This window comes from Paenalcaligenes sp. GW821-LYS-B07-1, from assembly GCF_058803365.1.
On record NZ_CM179516.1, the window covers coordinates 1,502,163 to 1,521,395 of the forward strand.

The window sequence follows — 19,233 nt, forward strand, 5'->3', positions numbered from 1 at the left end:
ATCACTACTTTTTACAGATACGCTGTGCGGCTAAGTAGCCAGACTGCCCACCTAATCCAGGGCCAGGGTGCACCGAGGCACCAATCTGAAACAGATTAGGAATAGGGGTGCGGCCAGTACGCGTTTTGGCGTTACCCGCAAAGGGGCGCATAAAGAAAAACTGATCTGGCGAACACACGCCTGAATACGGATCGCCACCTACCAAGTTCATATTCCACGCTTCTAAATCAGCCGGGCTATAGGCTTTGCTACCGATAATATGCTGGCTAAAACCGGGCATAACAGTTTCTAGGCGTTGTCTGACGCGTTCTATCATGCCATCACACAACGTATCGTTCCAGCGGCCGTCTGCAGGAATAGGTAGCTCATTGGCGACGTCTGCCTTAACCGTAGAGGGCATGTCTTGCATTTGCACCCACAGTATCCAGCTGCCTTCGGGGGCACGGCTAGGGTCTACAGCCAATGGCTGGCCTACTGCCAAGGTGGGCTTGGCAGGCAACCATCCATTATTGGCCTCCACCACTGATGCACACACTTGCTCCATGCTTTCCGTGACGTGCACCATGGGTACGTTGAGCAGCTCAGGGTTTAGCCAGTGGGGGCGTTCTTTCAACGCAAAGTGTATTTGCATGCCACCACGCCCGTATCTATAGCGCTTGGCCATTTGTTGATACTCAGGGCCGGCCGTAGGCAGTAGTTTTTCGTACAGTTGGTTAGGCGTAACGTTGCAGACCACGGCTTTGTTTGCCATGAAACGCTCTTGGGTAGCTGTGCGCACACCTATAGCCTTGCCATTTTTGACTACGACTTCGTCTACGTGTTGACCGGTGAGCACGTGGCCACCACGTTCTTCAATAACGCGTATAAAGGCTTCCACTAACTTATAGCTGCCACCTTCTACGACGGGCATGCCACCCGCGACAACGGCAGCAAAAGTCAGTTTACCTATCAGTGAGGAGGCTGCCTCATCAGGGCCTAAGCCACTGTGCAGTACCCACGGCGCAATTAAGGCGCGGCTAAGGTCGTTTTGCAGGGCATATTCTGCCCAGCGCCTAAAATTCTCTAAGGAGTCGGACGCAAAGTGCAGCATGCCATCAAGGCCACGTTGACACCATGACGAGAACAGCAGCTTGCTGGTTTTCCAACTGTAGGGGTCGTTACCCATTAGCCCAAAGACCAACGCCGCATCATTGCCGAAAATCTGCGCTGCCGCTTGGCCTATGGCGTCTCCATCCCCCGGGGAAATGGCATTTAAACGCTGTACGCTGTCTTCCATGTCTTGGCGTAAGGCAATGCCCGTACCATGTGGCGTAGCTAGTCCCGTACTGTAGTCGCCCGATACAAAACGCAGCCCGGCATCGGCCAGCGGTTGCGCGAGCTCGGCGTAGGCGGCACCCCCTACAAACAGGGGGTACCAACTGGAAAACACATCGTGGGTAAAGCCGGGGAAGAGCTCCTCGGTGCGAATGCAGCCGCCCGCGACGGGGTTGCGCTCCAGTACCGTTACCGTTAACCCTCTACAGGCGAGTAGGGCGGCACAACATAAGGAGTTGATGCCGCTACCTACCACCACCACATCCTGATGTTGTGGCATGAATTAGTCTCCTGATTGTTGTTGTAGATGGGTGAAGCTACCACGGTGAAATACCGCTGGTGCTTGATTAGGGACCGTGTCGTGACGAATGACTTTGCCAATAAACAGCGTGTGGTCCCCCCCATCGTGTTGTTTATGATTTTCGCAGATAAAGGTCGCTAAACAGTCATCAATTACGGGAATCCCCTCATCACAACTGTAGTGGCTAACTAACGAAAATTTGTCTTCCAACCGCGAGTTGGCAAAACCCAGCGCGGCTTCTACTTGGTTCTGACTAATCACATGAATAGCAAAATGTTTGCAGTCCTGAAAAAAGGCGAGGCTAGGTGAATGCTTCACCAAACTCCACAACACCAACGGAGGGTCTAGCGACAGAGAGGCAAAGGAGTTGATGGTCAGGCCTACAGGCCGTCCTTCGGGGCTGCGCGTGGTGACAATGGCAACTCCCGTAGGAAAGTGCCCCAGCGCCTGCCTGAAGGTACGGCTATCAAAGGTGACCGTTTCCTGAACAAGTTCAGCCTGTGTGGACATGGCAATCTCTCCTGTACGCTTAGGCAGCCGTAGTCTGCTCTTCTGCCAGTTTGGCGATCAGTCCTTGTGCGGAGGGCAGATCTGTCCAAGCCGGGAACAGCGTGGTGGGGTTATTAAAGGCATTAGCTAGGAAGTTAGCTAAACGCGGTGAACCGGCGGCATTTCCCAGCAAGGCTAGAGCGGACTCGGTAGGCGGCAACAACATAGAGTTGGTCCAGGCCACAACTTTGCTGGCGTAATCCCAGTAGGTATCAAAGGTGTGCTGCATCCATTGCCTATCAAAGGCTTGTTCGCCACGGGCTAAAATGCTGTCTAAATACACTTGTGCTGCACGTGCCGCATTGTTAGAGCCTTGGCCTGTAATAGGGTCGTTCACCACTACAGCGTCACCCATGCCCAGCACGATGCGCCCTGATGGCAGCGTCAATACTGGCTTACGTATTGTGGGAGGGAAGCTACCAGCCAAGTAACCTTGGTCATCGGTAAGCTCTACGTTGCGACAGCGATCGCCTTCCCATGGCAAAAATTCCTGCAAGAAAGACACGCTGCGTTCTAAATGCTCTTGTGGCGAGGTGGTGTCGCGGAAGCGGTCTAAGGGGCCGCCTGGAATGCCCTCAAACACCATGATGTCGCAGGGGCCAGACAAGGTGAGTGATGGGAATACAAAGTATTCGCCCACACCGGGGATGAAGTTAAAGGACACGCGTGAGAACTCAGGCATGGGCTCTAAACCGTGCACATACGTCAGGGCTAAGGCGCGTTGCGGTTTGTCGAAAGGAGAGCGCTCTGCATCACGTTCAAACAGACGTACTACTTCGCCTTTGCCTGCGGCCAAAATGGTGAGCTCATATTCTTCAGCGATACGTTCTAATTCGGCTACGCCTACATCTTCCATGATCAAACGCCCGCCGCGTTTCTCAAATTCTTCCAGCCATACCGGCATTTTTAAACGCTGGTCGGTAGCCTGAGCTGGGCGCTCAATGCGGCTGGCCCAGTCCAGCAGTTTGGTGTCGGGTTTGTCGGGGTTGGGGAGAGCAAAGCCAATACCTTCTACAGGAGGGCATTCGTCATCCCAGTAGTTAATACCTAAGCGTCGTTCTACATCTAGCGCATGGGGGAACATACACTGGCTAGACATCACACGCCCTTGGCGAATTTGATCTGGCGTGCGGTTGGTGTACAGGGCAACGTCATAGCCTTTGTCTAACAGGCCAAAGGCCACGGGCATACCAGCCTGACCACCACCGATAATGGCAACTTTACGCATAAGAGTCTCCTAATTATTCTGATAAAAGTGCGTTATTGGGCAAGTTTTGGAATGGCGGGAATGTTTTGTTCCGGTCCCATGGCGGAATAGCCGCCGTCCACGGCGTAGTCGGCTCCGGTGACAAAGCTGGCACAGTCAGACAATAAAAATGCCACCACTTCGCCTACTTCTTCGGGGTTGCCTACGCGGCCCAATAAATGGAAAGGTGCGGCAACCTTGTCGGTTTTGTAGCGGTTGCCGTTTGTTAAGGAGTGCATCACCTTGGACCATGTCCAGCCTGGGGACACAGAATTCACCCGTATGTGATCCGGGGCGAAATCCATGGCAAGACTACGGGTGAGCTGCACAATAGCAGCTTTGGATACCGGGTAGAGCCAGCGGCCAGTTTGCGCAATGGATGAAGAAATGGATGTGAAATTCACAATCGCGCCACCCTGTTGCTCTTGCAGATAAGGGCGTACTGCCTTGCTCATGGCAACCGTGCTGATCACGTTAATATCTAAGGCTTGCTGCCAGTCTTTGCGGGGGGAATTCATGCCCTCATCCAAGTAGGAGCAGGCCAAATTCACCAACCCATCTACACGCCCAAAGTGGGCATTAACGGCAGCAATATTGCGGCTGATCGCGGCGTCATCGGTAATATCAGTACGCCAGAATCGGCAGCGTTTGGGATCGTTACCAGCGGCAATCTTGCCACCCGCCTCATCAATATCAAAGATAGCAACGCGCGCACCATAGCTGGTCAGAACGTTGACTACACCCGTACCAATCAACGTGGCACCGCCCGTGATGATAAACACCTTGTCTTGTAGACCCTTCATATCAGTCTCCTTGCTGCGAATACATTAAAAAGGAATGGCGGCTTTCAGCATGAGCTGGTGACCTTTAGGGCGGCTACGCACGCCGAAGTCTTGCTGCCACTTGGCGGTAAATAACCAGCCACTGGCATTGGCGTAACGCAGAGAGGGGCCAATGCTGAACGCACGAGCTCGGCCATCGCCAGAGCGTGGGCCAGAATCGCTGGCAATTTGTTGGTAGGCATAACCACCAATACCAGCTACGAAACCGTTACCAAAGCCATAGCCCAGCGCGTAATCAGCGTGGATGGCATTACCTGTGCGCGTGCGGGTGTCGTTATTGCGGAAGTTAAAATCCACCATCACCTTCAGGTCGGCATTAATCCCGCTGGGTTGCATATAGGTGAATGCAGCCGCCGGTTGAATAGTCCAGTAATTGCGACCCAAATTAGCCATCGCGTCTTGGCGGTAGTAGCCCGTAGGTGCCACAAAATCCACCCCCACAACAGCGTGGGCGCTTTCACTAAAGTGATAGCCCAGCGCAGGACCAAAGGCGATATCGCCCAGACCGGTGCGGCGCTTACTTTGGCCGAAAGCCTCTTCTTTAACCGTGAGTAGAGGAAACAGAGCATGAAACGCCAATTGGCCGCCTGCCACTTCAGCGGAAGTTACCCAAACCACACGCGGCGCCACCATATTGACGTCAACGCTGAAATCTTGAATGGGCAGCTTATCGCCGTGTTTATCGCGTACTGAGTTGTAGCTAAGAGAACCGGCATACATCAGAAGGTGGACGCCGGGGCCAGGCAAAGCACCTGAAAGGTAGTTTTCAAGCCCGTCTGGGTAGACAGGCAAGCCATTACCTTCAATGGCAACAGCGCTATGGCTGATGAGTACCGCTGCGCCACAGGAAAGACGCACTAGGGTGTTTTTTAACATGAGGAACTGTCTCCACTGTTATTGTGATTGTGGGTGAGACAGATGGTAGGGTGGGGGAGAAAGCGTGGTCTAGCCGCTTTCCGCAAGCACTATCCACTTAGCGAAATTACTTTAGATTTCAAGGGAAAACCCCAGCACTAGGGGGCTAGGCTTGGCGTAAGGCGCGTGTTGTTAAAATCTTTCTACGGTATAGAGCAGTGGGATATTCCTGCGAATTATCTGTGTCCGCCTATCCGAGATCGTGCGGACTACGTGCATTATTTGGCAGCTTGTAGGCTCAGATATTTCGCAACGGCCCACGGTTTAGTAGTATCTGCTATTCTGCTGCGCAATCGCTTCAGCCCTCATCGACAAAGAAACCCTATGCATCAACGTATTTTACCTGCCGTATTGATCGTTCTATTGACCAGCCTCGGCGCCTTTATCGCTCCCGCGCATGGACAGTCTTCATCGGCACCAAAGGTGCAATCTGGTGAAGGGCACCCCTACGAAATCGCTGATAGCGAGGTATGGGACGTGCCAGATCCTGTTTCTAATCGTGGTTATCAAGTCTTCGTTGCCTTGCCACCGTCCTACGCCACGCAGCCGCAGCGACACTATCCAGTAGTGTATGTGACGGACGCAGACTACGCCTTTCCGATTATTAAGCAGCTAGGGCGCCGCCTGAATGTGGAAGGCCCGAAGATTGAGGAGTTTATTCTCGTCGGCTTATCTTACGCAAAGGGTGAGGACGGCGTTGTCAGCCGCCAGCGTGATTACACACCTACACCAAACGGCCCAAGTACAGCGGCACCCAATTCTATACATGGTCAGGCTAGCGCCTATCAACAGTATCTGCGCGATCAGGTAAAGCCCTTCATCAACGCTCAGTATCGTGCAGACCCTGCGAAAGCAATCTTTCTGGGCCACTCCTATGGTGCACTACTTGGAGTGCAGGTGCTTTTCACTGATCCTAGCTTGTTCAGCGACTATATCCTAGGCAGTCCTTCTCTTTGGTACGACAAGCGATATGCCCTTAAGTTAGAGGCGAGCTACGCCGAGCAGAATCAAGACCTGAGAGCGAATGTCTACCTTTATGTCGGTGCTTATGAGGCGCTGCGCAAAGGCGATCGACGCTACAACCAGACGGTGGATATGGTTGCCGACAACCGCGCATTGGAAGCAGCACTGCTGAGCAGAAAGTACCCTGGCTTGAAACTAGAGTCAGAGGTCTTGAACGATGAAGATCATTTGAGCGTCGCGCCACGAGGCTTCACTCGAGGGTTGAAGTACCTGCTGTCAGTGCGTTGAATACTGCCTCACTGTAACTCATTGCCCCTCTTGTCTGGCACTCTGCGCATCAGTGATGAGTCAACAGCAACCAAAACATAAATGAATTCTATAATGTCCGCCATATATCCCTACTTACCATAACGAACTCTGAAAACCGATAAGGGTTCCTGTTGAAACACGATGTCATCTCCAAAGTCAGGTAATCCCATTTCTACACCCTCAACACCTAGCAAAACGGCGGCTTTGCTGCATACACGTAACCGCCATCAAGGTCGTTACGACTTCGATGCGCTGATCAAAGACACGCCAGACCTGGCTGCTTTCGTAGCTTTGAACCCGCATGGCGATAAAAGCATGGATTTCGCTAATCCTAAGGCCGTGAAAGCGTTGAACCGTGCTTTGTTGAAGTCCTTTTACGGTATAGAGCACTGGGATATTCCTGCAAATTACCTTTGCCCGCCTATACCTGGCCGTGCGGACTACGTGCACTATCTGGCTGATTTGTTGGCAAGCAGTAATAAGGGTGTGATTCCGCAAGGCGCTGCAGTACGAGCTTTGGATATTGGTGTGGGCGCAAACACGATTTATCCCTTAATAGGGCATGCCGAATATGGCTGGCAGTTTGTAGGCTCAGACATTGATGCGAATGCACTGACAGCGGCACGAACTACTATTAATGCGAATAAGGGCTTAGCTACAGCTATCACATTACGCCAGCAAAAGTCGCAGAAGCATATTTTCAAAGGCGTGTTCAGTATAAATGACTACTTTGACCTAACGTTGTGCAACCCTCCATTTCATGCGTCACGGGCAGAAGCGCTAAGTGGCTCTACTCGAAAATGGCGTGGCTTAGGCAAGGCGACACCAAAGCAAAACAATACCGTGCTGAATTTTGGTGGGCAGGGTACGGAATTGTGGTACGAAGGCGGTGAAGCGGCCTTTATACGTCTCATGATAGAAGAGAGTAGGGCCGTAAGCAGGCAAGTGTTTTGGTTCAGTACCTTGATATCCAAAGAATCTAATTTGCCCGGCATATTGCATGCCTTACGAAAGGCGAATGCGTTTACGGTAAAGACCGTGGAAATGGCTCAAGGACAAAAGAAAAGCCGCTTTGTAGCATGGACGTTTTTAAACCTGGCTGCGCAAGAGGCGTGGCGTAAGGCACGTTGGCGATAAGCTTATCGCATCAGTATGGGCTCTACTGTTTAGGGTAGGCAACTTGCATATACAAACGAAGGACTTAACTATGAACGCTAAACAGTTTGTCGATAATTGGATTAGCCTGAAATCAGAACTGTTAGCTTCATTCATGAACCCTCATGACAGCTCTGATGTAGCGGCGAAGATCCAAGCGCTAGGCCTTACGTCTATACAGAACGAGCAGCTACGCGAGATTTTAGATTCTGCACTGAAAGATACGATGTATACCTTACTACTAGGGCTTGATGGTGCGGGAAGCATAGGTGACGGGGAGCAACAAACGTATACGCTTCATGATGAAAGTGGCAATCTCATCTCAGAGTGTGGCGAATTAGAAGCGGCTGCGTGGGAAGCTTTTCACGGGCAAGATTAAAAGCTGATGGCGCTACGTATCTGCCTTGTCAGCAGCCTTGCCGCATGTGTGATAAATGCTGCTTCACAAAATGGCCAAAAAAAACCGACAACCAAAACGGTTGTCGGCTAACGCAGGAACTATAAAAACTTATTGGTTGCTCAGAGTTTCGATTTGAGCGCGGTAGAACTCTAGTACGGCTTTGCCATCAATACCTTTCTTCTCGGCAGCAGCAATCCAGTCTGTTTCGATGAAAGACAACTCGCTACGCAACTGGGCCAATTGTTCGCCTTCAACTGTGTAGGTTTTCAAGCCAGCATCGGTCAGCGTTTTGATCGCGGCATCTTCAGATGCTTGCCATTTACCACCAAAGTCACGCGCAATGTACTCACCAGAGATCTGTTCAATGGCAGCACGGTCGGCTTCGCTTAATGACTGCCATTTACGTTCGTTCATGAACATAAACTGACTACTTTTACCCAAACCACCAGGTACGGCTACAGCGCTTTTGATCAGTTTGTCTAACTTGAAGTTCTCGATCTGGTCGTACTGGAAGAACAAGCCATCAATCACGCCACGCGACAGCATTTCGTAGCTCTCGGAAGCGGGTGCGTTCAGCGTCACAACGCCCATGGCTTTGCCGATGGCATCAAATAGTGGGCTAGGGGAGCGCAGTTTCAAACCTGACAGGTCAGAAACGGTGCTAACTTCTGGTTTGGTGGTGAAGATCACGGTGGCAGGGCTAGTCCACAAGCCCATTAGTTTGACGCCACGGTGCTCGTTGGCACCCAGCATGAACTGGCTGTAAGTATTCCAGTAAGCCACCGAGTTAATTTCACCGTTGTCGGTGGTGAAGGGCATTTCCGCAAACTCAATCATTGGGAAACGGCTAGCGGTATAGCTGTGTACCGACATCCCCATGTCAGCAATACCATTACGCACCAAATCCAAGTGCGCCTGTGGTTTGCCCAATGGGTTGATGAATTCGATTTTGACGCGGCCTTCGGTGACTTCAGAAACTTTCTCTGCCCATGGCTCTAGCATCTCTGTAACGATGTAGTGTGCTGGGGGCAGCCAGTTGGAAAAGCGCAGTACTTGTGTTTCAGCATGAGCATTGCTGGAAAGGCCAATGGCGCTTAGGCTCAGGCCCATACAGAGCCCTAGTTTTTGTAATAGTTTCATGTGTACTCCGGATTAGGGTTGAGTGTTGAGTGCAGCGATTTGTGCGCGGTAATGGTCGAGCACGGCTTGACCATCAATGCCTTTTTTATTGGCAGTTTCTATCCAGTCGGACTCGATAAATGCCAGTCTTTGATGTAATTGATCCAGAGCCTCGCCTTCAACGCGATAGGTGATTAAGCCTTGTGATGCGTGTTTTTGTATGGCGTCTTGCTCGGATTTGTTCCATTTTTCACCAAAGGCTTTGGCCATATGACGCTCAGACACAGACAAAATAGCGGCTTGGTCTTCGGGGCTGAGACTGTCCCACTTGCGTGGGTTCATGAACAAGAATTGGCTGGTTTTACCAAAACCACCGGGTGCTACAACTACCGATTTCACCAGTCTGTCCAGCTTGAAGTTGTCGATCTGGTCATGTTGGAAATACATGCCGTCAATCACCCCTCTGGAGAGCATTTCATAGGCTTCAGAAGCGGGAGCCGTAATAGGGGTAGCACCCAGTTCTTTGGTGATGGCATCAAACAAAGGGCTAGGGGAGCGCAGCTTTAGGCCTTTTAGGTCATCCAAGCTAGTAACGTTATCTTGGGTGAGCAGAATGACCGAAGCAGGGCTAGTCCATGCACCCAGTAGTTTCAGGCCACGGTGTTCGTTTTGATCCAGCATGAACTGTTGGTAGGTATCCCAATATGCCACTGAGTTAATGCCGCTGTCTTCAGTGGTAAACGGCAGTTCGGCGAACTCCACCATAGGAAAACGGCTAGCGGTGTAGCTGTGCACCGACATGCCCAGATCAGCAATGCCGTTACGCACCAAGTCCACGTGCGCTTGCGGTTTGCCTAGAGGGTTAATGAACTCGATCTTTACACGGCCATTGGTGGCTTCTTCTACTTCTTGCCCCCACGGTATCAGCATGTCGGTGGTGATGAAATGTGTAGGTGCTTGCCAGTTAGAAAAACGCAGTACTTGTTGCTCGGCAGAAGCTGTAGATGTAGCCGCTAAGGCACCAAAGCCAAGGCCAACATACAGTCCTAGTGTGTGCAGCAATTTCATAGTGATCTCCTTGGTGACGAAGAGGGACTACATACTGTTAGGAATGAGCAGCACCATACCTGGCAACAAGATCAACAGCACCATGCGCAGAATGTCGGTGAGAACAAACGGGGCTGTACCGTAGAAAATGGTGCGTAATGGAAGCTCTGGCATGACGTTTTTGATCATGAAAATGTTCAGGCCTAGCGGGGGGGCAATCAGACTGATTTCAGCCGCCACCACCACGATGATCCCGAACCACACCAAATCGAAGCCCAAGGAGCTAACGATAGGGTAGAAAATAGGCACGGTGAGCATCACCATAGACATGGTTTCTAAGAAGCAACCCAGTACCAAGTAGATCAGGCAGATAATAAAGATGACGGTCAGTGGCGATACATCTAGGCCGTTAATAAAGCCCAGCAGGTGGTTAGGTAGACCAGCAACGGTCAGGAAGTTGTTGAACACCAAGGCACCAATTACCAGTGCAAACATTACAGCAGTAGTGTGTGATGCTTCCAGCAACACGGTGAGGTACAGCTTAGGCTTCCAACCGCGCCGTTTTAGGGTGATCAAGAAGGTACAGAAGGCACCAATACCAGCGGCTTCGGTAGGGGTGAAGATACCGCCATAGATACCGCCCATAATCACCAAAAACAGCACTGTGATGGTGAAAATACCTTTAATGGAATGCAGACGTTCTTTCCATGTGCTGCGAGCACCCGGCATACCCAGTTTGGGATTGATGACTGTCAAAACCAGTACAGTCAGCAAGTACATCAAAATGGCTAAGGCACCAGGGATCACACCAGCAGCAAACAGTTTACCAATGTCGGTTTCGGTCAGAATGCCGTACACCACCATAATCACGCTTGGAGGAATCAGCACGCCCAACGTACCGCCAGCGGCAATACTGCCAGCAGCCAGTCTGTCGTCGTAGTTGAATTTACGCATATTGGGCATGGCCACACGGCTCATGGCCGCAGTTGTTGCCATACTGGAACCACACAGCGTACTAAAGGCACCACAGGCCAAGATAGTCGCCATTGCCAAGCCGCCACGTAGGTGACCGATAAAGGCATTAGCAGCGGTATACATGTCGCGGGATAAGCCGGATGCATTCACTAGATTACCCATCAGTACAAACAGCGGCAGCACGGTAAAGCTGTAGCTTAAGCCAGTGTCAAACGCCGTTTGGGCGGCCATGGTGTAGGCGGCTTCAAAGTCGGTATAGAAGCTGAAACCCAGCGTCCCTACCAGCAGCATCCCCCAAGCGATAGGTAGGCCAACAAACAGGCTGATCAGCAGGATGATCAGTCCAAGCAAGGAAATAAGCATGATGGAGTCCGGTGGGTCAGGGTTGGCGGTGGCGGGTGAACAGTTGCGACAAGGCAGCAAGTGACGCAAGGCCTGTCAGTACCGAAATAAGGTACGCAACAGGGGCAATGGGAATATCTAAGGCGTTACTGCGGTCACCATAGTCGGCAAGCTGCATGGCATGTAGCCAGAGGAAGTAGCTCAAAATAGCGAGCCCGCCGCCAGAGATCAGAGCAATGATCATGCGCTGGAACTGTTTGGCGCGTTTGCTTAGCACGGAATCCAGCAAACTAACCGTTAAGTGCTGATTGTGCAAAGTGACGTGGGGCAATGCTGAAAAGATCAGAATGGCTAATAAGAACTCGTTGCTTTCGTAAGCACCATGTATAGGTGCATGAAAAACATAGCGGCCTAGAACATCAAGGGTGGTGACCATCACCATCAATGTCAGGATTATGACGCACACCCCATTCAGTAGACGCTCAGCCATACGTAGCGGCCCTTTAGGGGAGTGTTTGACTTGCATACCCTCTAATTCGTTGTCCATGTTGTCTCCGTTGTGGACTGGGTTTGGCAATCTCTAAGGGGTTTATCATCCCCTTATATAATATTTATAAAAATATAGTTTATAGGTAAACAAATTCATGTGAATAGGAAATAACCCTAGATGGTCAGAGTGCCGATACTCGCGCCACCACAAACATACAGGGTTTGACCGGTCACAAAGCTGTTTTCAGGGTCAGAGAAAAACTGCACAGCACGGGTAATGTCGTCCACTCTGCCTAGGCGTTTTACGGGGATTCCAGCGGCAATATTTTGTTCGCGTTCGCTGCCTGCAGGCACCACGTCATAGAACATAGGGGTTTGGATAGGGCCGGGGGCAACTACGTTGACGGTGATACCTTGGTCTGCAAATTCCAGCGCCCAGGTTCTGGCCATGCCCATCATGCCGGCTTTGGTGGCAGCGTATGCGGTACGGGTTTGCAAGCCCAAGGCACCGCGTGATGACATCAGCACCACGCGCCCAAATCGCTTAGCACGCATGGATGGCAAAATGGCCTGCATGATTTGTATGGCTGAGCCTAAGTGAATTTGTGTGAGCCCTTGCAGTTCTTCTAGGCTGACGTTTTCCAGCAGGTTAGGCCAGATGACGCCCGCATTATGTATGAAGTGGCTGACGTCATACTGGGCTGTGATCTGCTCAATGGCTTGTTGGGTGGCTTGGCTATCTAACAAATCCACTTGCACTGATACCAGTCTTTCATGGCTCCAGTCCGGTGCTTTACGTGCCATAGAGATAACGGTGTAGCCTAGGGCCAAGTAGTGCTTACACAGATCAGCGCCAATACCAGCGCTGCCGCCGGTCACAATAACGGTATGGGGAGTAGTCATAAGAGTTCCGCGACGAAATAGGGCTATCAAATAGGGGTGGCGTTGAGTACAGCGCTTTGCGAGGCGTCTAATTCCAGCGCTAAGCGCAGGCGTTGGCCTAGAGGCAGCGACGCCGGCAAGTTCACGATGGCCACCGGGCCGCAATCTAATTTGGCCGTACCGATGTACCACGGCAGCTTGGCTTGGAAGTAGGGCTCATTGCTGTGATGCAGTGTGCTGCAGGCTACCAACGTGGCGGTAGCGTCTACGGCTTGCCATAACAATCCAGCGCCTAAGCAATGGCTGCATACATCGCGAGGTGGGTACTGAACGGTGTGGCACTCTTGGCAAACTTGCAGGCTAAAACTGCCGGATTTAGCAATCTCATTTAAATGCAGAGCCGTTGTGCTGCGTGCATGGGGAGGAAGAGACTGTGTCATGGTTATCCTCGCTGCAAAATGGTTGCGGCCGTACAAATGCCACGGTCGTAATTGATCATGCCAAAGCCAGACACCATGCCGATGCGGGCGTTTTCTACTTGCGTGCTACCGGCAGTGTTCGTTAATTGGCGTATAGCTTGTACTAGGCCTAAATAACCACCCGCAGCACCTGCTTGGCCTACGGATAACTGGCCACCAGAGGTGTTAAAGGGGAAGCTGCCATCTATGGTGAAGCTGTGATCGCGGATGAACTGTGGACCTTCGCCTTTGGCGCAGAAGCCCAAGTCTTCGAATTGCAGTACGTTAATGACGGGGTAATCGTCATAGGTTTCTAAGAAATCTATATCGCTGGGCGTGACACTAGCCATGTTGTAGAGCTCGTCTACATCCATTGCCCACCCACCGCGGTATTGCACGGGGTCTTGGTGAAAGGCGTTGTGCCGTTCAATGCTGCCTAAAATACGTACATAAGGCAGACCTAATTTTTCGGCTTGTTCGCGGCGCATTACCAAGTAGCCCTCTGCACCCGCGCAAGGCATCACGCAGTCAAACAGATGTATGGGGTCGGCAATTACTCTGGCATTGAGGTAATCGTCTAGGGTCAACGGTTTTTTCATCAACGCATCTGGGTTACGTAATGCGTTGTCGCGTTGGGCGACGCACAATTTGCCGAAGTCGGCGCGGGTAGCGCCATAGTGGTGCATGTAGTAGTTGGTCAGCAAGGCGAAGCTGCCATTGGGGCCTGCGGCACCATAGGGGTAGACGGCGTCTTGTGAAAAACGAGAGAACGCACTCACCGTGTGTTTGAAGGATTCACGGTGGTTGGTATCGCCAGCAATGCAGGCCACAATACTGGCATCACCGCATTGCACGGCGCGTGCAGCACGGCGCAACGCGACCACGCCGCTGGCTCCACCCATAGGGATATGATCCAGCCAGCGTGGGCTCATTTGGAAGTGCTGCATCACACCCACGGCAGAGTCGTTACCCAGCGTGAAGCTGGACACACACACGCCATCAACTTGAGTTTTTTGCAGCCCACTATCATCCAGTAAACGTCGTAAGGCAGTGCCTAACCAGTAGTGTGCGCTTTGTTCGGAAAAGCGCTCATACGCAATGGTGACAGGGCAAGCCAGTACGACATCATCGTAGGGCAGGCGGGTAGTGCTCATCAGCGCTCCTGACGTTTTTTCAGGTGATTAGTGTCAATGCACTCGGGGCTTTGTAGCAGGGCTAAGGCTTTAGCTTTAAGCTCACCACGTTGAATTTTGTTGGTAGAGGTAAGCGGTACGGCATCTACAAACACTACATAGCCAGGCACTTTGAAGTAGGCCAATTGGGTCAGTGCCCACTGCACAATTTCTTCAGCCAAGGCTGTTGGGTTAGTGGGGGCTTCGTGGGTGATGATAAGTGCCATCACTTCGTCACCCCGTATAGAATCCGGTACCGCTGATACGGCAATAGAGCGAATAGCAGGGTGTTGCTGCAAAGCGTTTTCTACTTCAACTGCGGCAATGTTTTCGCCACTGCGACGAATCACGTTACGTTTGCGGTCGATGAAGTGCAGGTAGCCGTGTTCATCGCGCATGACGATATCGCCAGTGTGAAACCAGCCATCGGCCCATGCTGCTTCGGTGGCAGCAGGGTCTTTCCAGTATTCAGAGAAGAAGCCAAAACGTGGGTTGGGGCCAGCGCGACGTACCAGCAGCTCACCGTTTACACCGTTAGGTACGGGCTGGCCGTTGTCATCCACCAAAAGAATGTCTACGTTGTCGCTTTCTTTGCCAAAGCAGCTAGTACCAATGAAACGTGGCTCTTCGTTGGCGATAACGCACGCGGCAGCGCCGGTTTCTGTCATGGCCCAGGCTTCTAATAAGGGGAAGCCAAAGCGGGTTTCAAAAGGATGGTGCAAGGTTTTTTCTACCCCGGCACCAAAGCCAAAGCGCACGCAATGGTTTGTGTCTGCGCTGCTTGCGGGCAGCTTCATCAGAATCGCAGGCATCACGCCTAAGTAATGCACGATGGTGGCTTTGGATAGTCTGACGGAATCCCACCAGCTACGTGGGTGGAAACGATCTAAAACAATGATGCAACCGCCAGTTTTGATGATGGCCATGGTGGACGTGGCCAAGGCGTTCATGTGGAACAGTGGCAGGGGAGTCAACATACGCTCTTTGCCGGGTTCTAGATGAGCTAGACCACCTACCGTGGCGTACCAGTCACCGGCGTAGTCAAAGTACTCATTGGTCAGCACACAGCCTTTAGGTAAGCCAGTGGTGCCTGATGTGTAGAGCAAGGCACATTCAGTGTGCAGACCCAATGGGCCGTCTGCACGAGCAGGTATGCTCGCGGCTGGGAAAGGTTGCTCTGGCGTGATCACTGGCAGAGCAATGTTGTTTTGTGCAGCAGCTTCGTTCAGATCATTCACGCGAGAGGCCAAGCTAATGGCCAACACCATATCCGAGTGTTGAATCAAGTAGCTGAGTTCGGCAATGCGCAGATCTGGGTTGATGGGCACAATGGATGCGCCCAATTTGTTCAACGCTAACCAGTGCAGCAGAAACACAGGGCGGTTTTCCAGCAGTAACCCAATACGGTGGCCTTGGCCGTAACCGGCTTGCTGGTATTGCTCTGCCAACTGGTCTATGCGGTGTAAGGCCTCGGTATAGCTAAGACTGCCAGCGTCAATTCCATAGATTTCTGCTGTTTCAGGTAGAACAGTGATGAAATCGTTGTTTGGCCATTGTTTGGCGGTGCTTTGAAAAACAGAATAAATCGTGTGTGACATGAGTAATTAGGCTCCGAGGGGGCTTACATGAACAGCTGTATATTGCCGAAGGGGGCGTCACAGTTCAGCAGATCAACGCGTTTCAGGCGTATGCGTAACTGACCGTCCTGATCTACAACCACGTGGTGGGTGGCCCAGCCTACGTAAATTTGCAGATCGTCACCGCGTGTTTCGGTGTAGTGAAAGGCGGTGCGTACGCAGTGCTCGGAAGCCTGTGCATCGAAGTTCACGACTTGGGGGCGTTGCAATAGGTGGTGGCAACGGCTTTTAGGCTGTTGAGAAAAGGTACGTTGTCCGGCTAGGCGCTCAATACGTATGCGCAGCAACAGCGTGTCTTCATACATCAGCGACGCATGCAAGACAGGGTCTGTTTGGCCGTGTGCCAGCGGCATCCAGTAGTAGCCATCTTCAGTAAACAACTTGAGCCAATCGTCGTACTGTTGCTGATCCAGCAGGTCGGCTTCTTGGTAGACAAAATCAATGAGGTCTTGGGAGGTAATGTGGGTCATGTCGTATTCCTTGAATGAAGAACCAGGAAATTCAGGGTTTAAAGACCCATGTATTTCAGCCAAGCACGAAACTGTGCGCGCATTTGCAGCTCACTGGTGCCATTAATCACCACATTGGTGCGAGTCTCTTCACCGTCTTCATACAAACGCCCTACGTTCATCCAGTCGCGGCCACGACTTTGCAGCGCGGTTTGAGCGCGTTCGTACATTTCTAGATCGTCATGACCCACTACAGAAGTAGGCGCATTGATCAGGCGGTTGTACATGAGCGTGCGTTCCAGCAGCTTGTCGGGTGCGCCTACTAAGCGGAAGGTCCACGATTCCACCAAGGTTTTGTCGGCGGCAATAGGCTTGAAGACGCGCAGGGTTTGGATTGGGCCTTTAACCATGATGTTGGGGAAGTAAATGGTGTTGTGACGCACTTCACCCAAAATAGCTTTGGCTTTATCTTCGCCATAGGCTGCAACCATCTGATCCCAGTAGCCGCTGATGTCAGCATAATCAGCGTGAATAGAATCGCTGACCCCGGTATGACCGTGACCGTTTTTCCAGACGCGTATGCCCATGTTTTCATAGAACTCATACGGCGACATAAAGGGCGCAAAGAGTTCAACTGCCATAGGTTTTGGTGTGCCCTCAGGGGCTTCTTGCCACACTTTGACAGCGGTACCTGCTGACGACTCGTGTGCCACCATGGGGTGACAGGTGTCAGTCTGGTTATCTACCAGCATTTTCCAGTTGCAGTTGTGCATGTAGCGCATCACGCCACCGGTCACTTCCAATTTACCTTCTGGGGATCTGTCCACCATGTTGTCGATGGTGCTTAAGGATTCGCCAAAGAAGTCCGCAAAACTTTCGCCTTCAGGGCTTAATCTACAGAATACGAAGTCACGGTATACCTCTACGTTCTCAACCGGAGCCATGCCTTGGCTGGCTTCGCTGCATTCAAAACCCGTGTTCTCGTAACCTTTTTTTAGTGGAATAGCTAAAAGTTTGCCATCTGTGCGGAAAGTCCAAGCATGGTAGGGGCAACGGAAAAACTTACCAGTGTTGCCACAGCTTTCGCCAGCCACTTTGACGCCTTTATGCGGACAGCGGTTGTACAGCACTTTGATGCTGTCATCGTTATGGCGCACCATCACCACTTCTTCATTACCTACAGTAGTAGTGATGTAATCGCCCTTGTTAGGCACTTGGCTAGCATGGCCAACGTAAACCCACGTGTTGGCAAATAACTGTTCCATTTCCAGTTGGAACACTTCCGGGCTGATATACAGGTCTTTGTGTACCTCAGTATCACGCACCAGTTGGCGAATGGCGTCGGGGTTGTTGCGATAGGTAGTCATGATGGCACCTGCTAATTACAGATCAAGAACAAGTTTGGGTGTTTTGCAGCGGGAAATACAGGTCTGTATGACCTTATTGCTGGCTTTCTCGTTATCACTCAGGAAGTAGTCGCGGTGGTCGGGAATGCCTTCCAGTACGTCGGCAGTACAGACACCACACTCGCCGCGTTTGCAGTCAAACATAGGGTCTAGACCAGCTTCTTCCAGCACGTCTACGATGGTTTTATCGGCAGGCACCGTCAGTGTCATACCAGACTGACGCAGCTCAAGTTCAAAAGGTTGGTCGCCGGCTTGAGCCGTAGCGGTCGTAAACAGCTCAAAGTGCACATGGCTGCGTGGCCAGTTACGTGCTTTGGAAATCTCAATAACCGCATCAATCATGGATTGTGGGCCACAGACATAAATATGCTGCTCAGGATTCAGCGTGTCGAAGAGCGCATTCAACTCTAAGGGTTGGCCGTCATTCACATAGCACACCAACTTGTCACCCAGCGCCTGTTGCAAGCTATCGGCAAAGGCCAACTGTGCTTGACTGCGCGCGCTGTAGTGCAGGCGGAAAGGGCGGTTTTGCTGTTGCAACGTACACGCCATACTGGCAATAGGCGTAATGCCAATACCGCCAGCAATCAACACATATTCGGGTTCAGCTTGCGGAGCAGTGTGCACCGGGAAATCATTGACTGGGCCCTTAACCTGAATCACATCACCTACTTGCAACTGGTGCATGAAAGCCGAACCACCGCGGCTTTCCGCTTCTAGGCGCACACCTAAGCGATAACAGGAGGGGGCGTTTTGCCAGTTGTAGTCGGGAGCAGTGACAATCAACGAGTAACAGCGGTGATCGTTAAGGCCAGGGATGTGTACTTGTAAGTGCGCACCAGCATCAAAACTGGGCAGAGGTGAGTTGGTTGCGGATTCCAACAAGATTTCTCGTATCAGCTCGGAAGCTGGGCGTACGTCGCGAACCACAAGATCGAATGTAGGCATCGTTTATCTCTTCCAGTATGGCCTGAAGTCAGGTCAATTATTTTCTTATTGCTTAATAGTTTAGTAGTAAACATATTCCAAAGAATATAAAGGAAAACCATTAGTGGAAGATGACGGTTTTTTGGCTTGATGTGGAAGGGGGGAAGCAGAGTGGGGCGAGGGCAGCTAAGTGCTACAAATGAACATCGCATTCATCGCACGCGCTGGGGGACTGCGGGAAAGCTTTTTGTGATTTGAGACACCAAATCAAAAAAGTTTCCTCTCCGTCCCCCGATTGGTCTGAGTGTGGTGAGGTTTACAGCCCTTTCTTTTGGA

19 protein-coding genes and 1 pseudogene are annotated in these 19,233 nt (G+C 51.6%); 4 read left to right on the forward strand and 16 right to left on the reverse strand.

Features of this window, described 5'->3' with window-relative positions:
• Positions 1-4: 4 nt before the first annotated feature.
• Genes AC3QL0_RS07130 through AC3QL0_RS07150 form a run of 5 tightly spaced genes read right to left on the reverse strand, consistent with a single transcriptional unit; the run spans position 5 to position 5,128 of the window.
• Positions 5-1,594, reverse strand: coding sequence for a phytoene desaturase family protein (locus AC3QL0_RS07130; RefSeq protein ID WP_493010719.1), 1,590 nt, complete (start codon positions 1,592-1,594; stop codon positions 5-7).
• A gap of 3 nt (positions 1,595-1,597) precedes the next feature.
• A complete protein-coding gene (locus AC3QL0_RS07135; RefSeq protein ID WP_493010720.1) occupies positions 1,598-2,125 on the reverse strand; it encodes a flavin reductase family protein in 528 nt (175 codons plus the stop codon).
• A 19-nt stretch (positions 2,126-2,144) separates the two neighbouring features.
• Positions 2,145-3,392 carry a styrene monooxygenase/indole monooxygenase family protein gene (locus AC3QL0_RS07140; protein WP_493010721.1) on the reverse strand — a complete coding sequence of 416 codons (1,248 nt, stop codon included), beginning with the start codon at positions 3,390-3,392 and terminating at the stop codon, positions 2,145-2,147.
• A gap of 32 nt (positions 3,393-3,424) precedes the next feature.
• Positions 3,425-4,213: an SDR family oxidoreductase gene (locus AC3QL0_RS07145; protein WP_493010722.1), complete on the reverse strand. Its 789-nt coding sequence runs from the start codon at positions 4,211-4,213 to the stop codon at positions 3,425-3,427.
• Positions 4,214-4,237: 24 nt separating this feature from the next.
• Entirely contained in the window at positions 4,238-5,128 is an 891-nt protein-coding gene (locus AC3QL0_RS07150; RefSeq protein WP_135866480.1) for a SphA family protein, read from the reverse strand.
• A gap of 165 nt (positions 5,129-5,293) precedes the next feature.
• Here AC3QL0_RS07150 and AC3QL0_RS07155 point away from each other — a divergent pair.
• The 4 genes and pseudogenes from AC3QL0_RS07155 to AC3QL0_RS07170 all read left to right on the forward strand — a co-directional run.
• A pseudogene (locus AC3QL0_RS07155) lies at positions 5,294-5,383 on the forward strand (RlmF-related methyltransferase); the annotation flags it as partial.
• 108 nt (positions 5,384-5,491) lie between these two features.
• The gene (locus AC3QL0_RS07160; RefSeq protein WP_493010953.1) at positions 5,492-6,418 is read left to right on the forward strand and encodes an alpha/beta hydrolase; all 927 of its coding nucleotides are present in this window, start codon (positions 5,492-5,494) and stop codon (positions 6,416-6,418) included.
• Between the two features lie 162 nt (positions 6,419-6,580).
• Positions 6,581-7,576 carry a 23S rRNA (adenine(1618)-N(6))-methyltransferase RlmF gene (rlmF, locus tag AC3QL0_RS07165; protein ID WP_493010723.1) on the forward strand — a complete coding sequence of 332 codons (996 nt, stop codon included), beginning with the start codon at positions 6,581-6,583 and terminating at the stop codon, positions 7,574-7,576.
• A gap of 70 nt (positions 7,577-7,646) precedes the next feature.
• A complete protein-coding gene (locus AC3QL0_RS07170; RefSeq protein WP_493010724.1) occupies positions 7,647-7,973 on the forward strand; it encodes a hypothetical protein in 327 nt (108 codons plus the stop codon).
• 129 nt (positions 7,974-8,102) lie between these two features.
• On the opposite strand, the gene AC3QL0_RS07175 is transcribed toward AC3QL0_RS07170, so the two are convergent.
• The 11 genes from AC3QL0_RS07175 to AC3QL0_RS07225 form a co-directional block, all read right to left on the reverse strand.
• Complete coding sequence (locus AC3QL0_RS07175; protein WP_493010725.1) at positions 8,103-9,134, reverse strand: TRAP transporter substrate-binding protein; 1,032 nt, start codon at positions 9,132-9,134, stop codon at positions 8,103-8,105.
• Between the two features lie 12 nt (positions 9,135-9,146).
• On the reverse strand, positions 9,147-10,181 hold the full coding sequence (locus AC3QL0_RS07180; RefSeq protein WP_493010726.1) for a TRAP transporter substrate-binding protein: 1,035 nt from the start codon (positions 10,179-10,181) through the stop codon (positions 9,147-9,149).
• 27 nt (positions 10,182-10,208) lie between these two features.
• Complete coding sequence (locus tag AC3QL0_RS07185; RefSeq protein ID WP_135865652.1) at positions 10,209-11,498, reverse strand: TRAP transporter large permease; 1,290 nt, start codon at positions 11,496-11,498, stop codon at positions 10,209-10,211.
• A gap of 16 nt (positions 11,499-11,514) precedes the next feature.
• Positions 11,515-12,024 (reverse strand): TRAP transporter small permease, encoded by a 510-nt coding sequence (locus AC3QL0_RS07190; RefSeq protein WP_493010727.1) that lies wholly within the window; start codon positions 12,022-12,024, stop codon positions 11,515-11,517.
• Positions 12,025-12,140: 116 nt separating this feature from the next.
• Positions 12,141-12,869 (reverse strand): SDR family NAD(P)-dependent oxidoreductase, encoded by a 729-nt coding sequence (locus tag AC3QL0_RS07195; RefSeq protein ID WP_493010728.1) that lies wholly within the window; start codon positions 12,867-12,869, stop codon positions 12,141-12,143.
• Between the two features lie 26 nt (positions 12,870-12,895).
• Positions 12,896-13,288 (reverse strand): Zn-ribbon domain-containing OB-fold protein, encoded by a 393-nt coding sequence (locus AC3QL0_RS07200; protein ID WP_430219592.1) that lies wholly within the window; start codon positions 13,286-13,288, stop codon positions 12,896-12,898.
• Positions 13,289-13,290: 2 nt separating this feature from the next.
• On the reverse strand, positions 13,291-14,460 hold the full coding sequence (locus tag AC3QL0_RS07205) for a thiolase family protein (protein ID WP_493010729.1): 1,170 nt from the start codon (positions 14,458-14,460) through the stop codon (positions 13,291-13,293).
• Entirely contained in the window at positions 14,460-16,076 is a 1,617-nt protein-coding gene (locus AC3QL0_RS07210) for an AMP-binding protein (protein WP_493010730.1), read from the reverse strand. The genes AC3QL0_RS07205 and AC3QL0_RS07210 overlap by 1 nt, the downstream gene beginning before the upstream one ends.
• Before the next feature lie 23 nt (positions 16,077-16,099).
• The gene (locus AC3QL0_RS07215) at positions 16,100-16,585 is read right to left on the reverse strand and encodes an aromatic-ring-hydroxylating dioxygenase subunit beta (RefSeq protein ID WP_493010731.1); all 486 of its coding nucleotides are present in this window, start codon (positions 16,583-16,585) and stop codon (positions 16,100-16,102) included.
• A gap of 38 nt (positions 16,586-16,623) precedes the next feature.
• Positions 16,624-17,931 carry an aromatic ring-hydroxylating dioxygenase subunit alpha gene (locus tag AC3QL0_RS07220; protein WP_493010732.1) on the reverse strand — a complete coding sequence of 436 codons (1,308 nt, stop codon included), beginning with the start codon at positions 17,929-17,931 and terminating at the stop codon, positions 16,624-16,626.
• Between the two features lie 15 nt (positions 17,932-17,946).
• Positions 17,947-18,918: a PDR/VanB family oxidoreductase gene (locus AC3QL0_RS07225; RefSeq protein ID WP_493010733.1), complete on the reverse strand. Its 972-nt coding sequence runs from the start codon at positions 18,916-18,918 to the stop codon at positions 17,947-17,949.
• Positions 18,919-19,233: the final 315 nt, after the last annotated feature.

Coding starts and splice junctions, on each gene's coding strand:
- AC3QL0_RS07160 (WP_493010953.1), top strand. CDS start 5,492: ATGCATCAACGTATTTTACCTGCCGTATTGATCGTTCTATTGACCAGC.
- AC3QL0_RS07205 (WP_493010729.1), bottom strand. CDS start 14,460: ATGAGCACTACCCGCCTGCCCTACGATGATGTCGTACTGGCTTGCCCT.
- AC3QL0_RS07145 (WP_493010722.1), bottom strand. CDS start 4,213: ATGAAGGGTCTACAAGACAAGGTGTTTATCATCACGGGCGGTGCCACG.
- AC3QL0_RS07175 (WP_493010725.1), bottom strand. CDS start 9,134: ATGAAACTATTACAAAAACTAGGGCTCTGTATGGGCCTGAGCCTAAGC.
- AC3QL0_RS07140 (WP_493010721.1), bottom strand. CDS start 3,392: ATGCGTAAAGTTGCCATTATCGGTGGTGGTCAGGCTGGTATGCCCGTG.
- AC3QL0_RS07130 (WP_493010719.1), bottom strand. CDS start 1,594: ATGCCACAACATCAGGATGTGGTGGTGGTAGGTAGCGGCATCAACTCC.
- AC3QL0_RS07170 (WP_493010724.1), top strand. CDS start 7,647: ATGAACGCTAAACAGTTTGTCGATAATTGGATTAGCCTGAAATCAGAA.
- AC3QL0_RS07185 (WP_135865652.1), bottom strand. CDS start 11,498: ATGCTTATTTCCTTGCTTGGACTGATCATCCTGCTGATCAGCCTGTTT.
- AC3QL0_RS07135 (WP_493010720.1), bottom strand. CDS start 2,125: ATGTCCACACAGGCTGAACTTGTTCAGGAAACGGTCACCTTTGATAGC.
- AC3QL0_RS07220 (WP_493010732.1), bottom strand. CDS start 17,931: ATGACTACCTATCGCAACAACCCCGACGCCATTCGCCAACTGGTGCGT.
- AC3QL0_RS07210 (WP_493010730.1), bottom strand. CDS start 16,076: ATGTCACACACGATTTATTCTGTTTTTCAAAGCACCGCCAAACAATGG.
- AC3QL0_RS07190 (WP_493010727.1), bottom strand. CDS start 12,024: ATGGACAACGAATTAGAGGGTATGCAAGTCAAACACTCCCCTAAAGGG.
- AC3QL0_RS07200 (WP_430219592.1), bottom strand. CDS start 13,288: ATGACACAGTCTCTTCCTCCCCATGCACGCAGCACAACGGCTCTGCAT.
- AC3QL0_RS07225 (WP_493010733.1), bottom strand. CDS start 18,918: ATGCCTACATTCGATCTTGTGGTTCGCGACGTACGCCCAGCTTCCGAG.
- AC3QL0_RS07195 (WP_493010728.1), bottom strand. CDS start 12,869: ATGACTACTCCCCATACCGTTATTGTGACCGGCGGCAGCGCTGGTATT.
- AC3QL0_RS07150 (WP_135866480.1), bottom strand. CDS start 5,128: ATGTTAAAAAACACCCTAGTGCGTCTTTCCTGTGGCGCAGCGGTACTC.
- rlmF (WP_493010723.1), top strand. CDS start 6,581: ATGTCATCTCCAAAGTCAGGTAATCCCATTTCTACACCCTCAACACCT.
- AC3QL0_RS07215 (WP_493010731.1), bottom strand. CDS start 16,585: ATGACCCACATTACCTCCCAAGACCTCATTGATTTTGTCTACCAAGAA.
- AC3QL0_RS07180 (WP_493010726.1), bottom strand. CDS start 10,181: ATGAAATTGCTGCACACACTAGGACTGTATGTTGGCCTTGGCTTTGGT.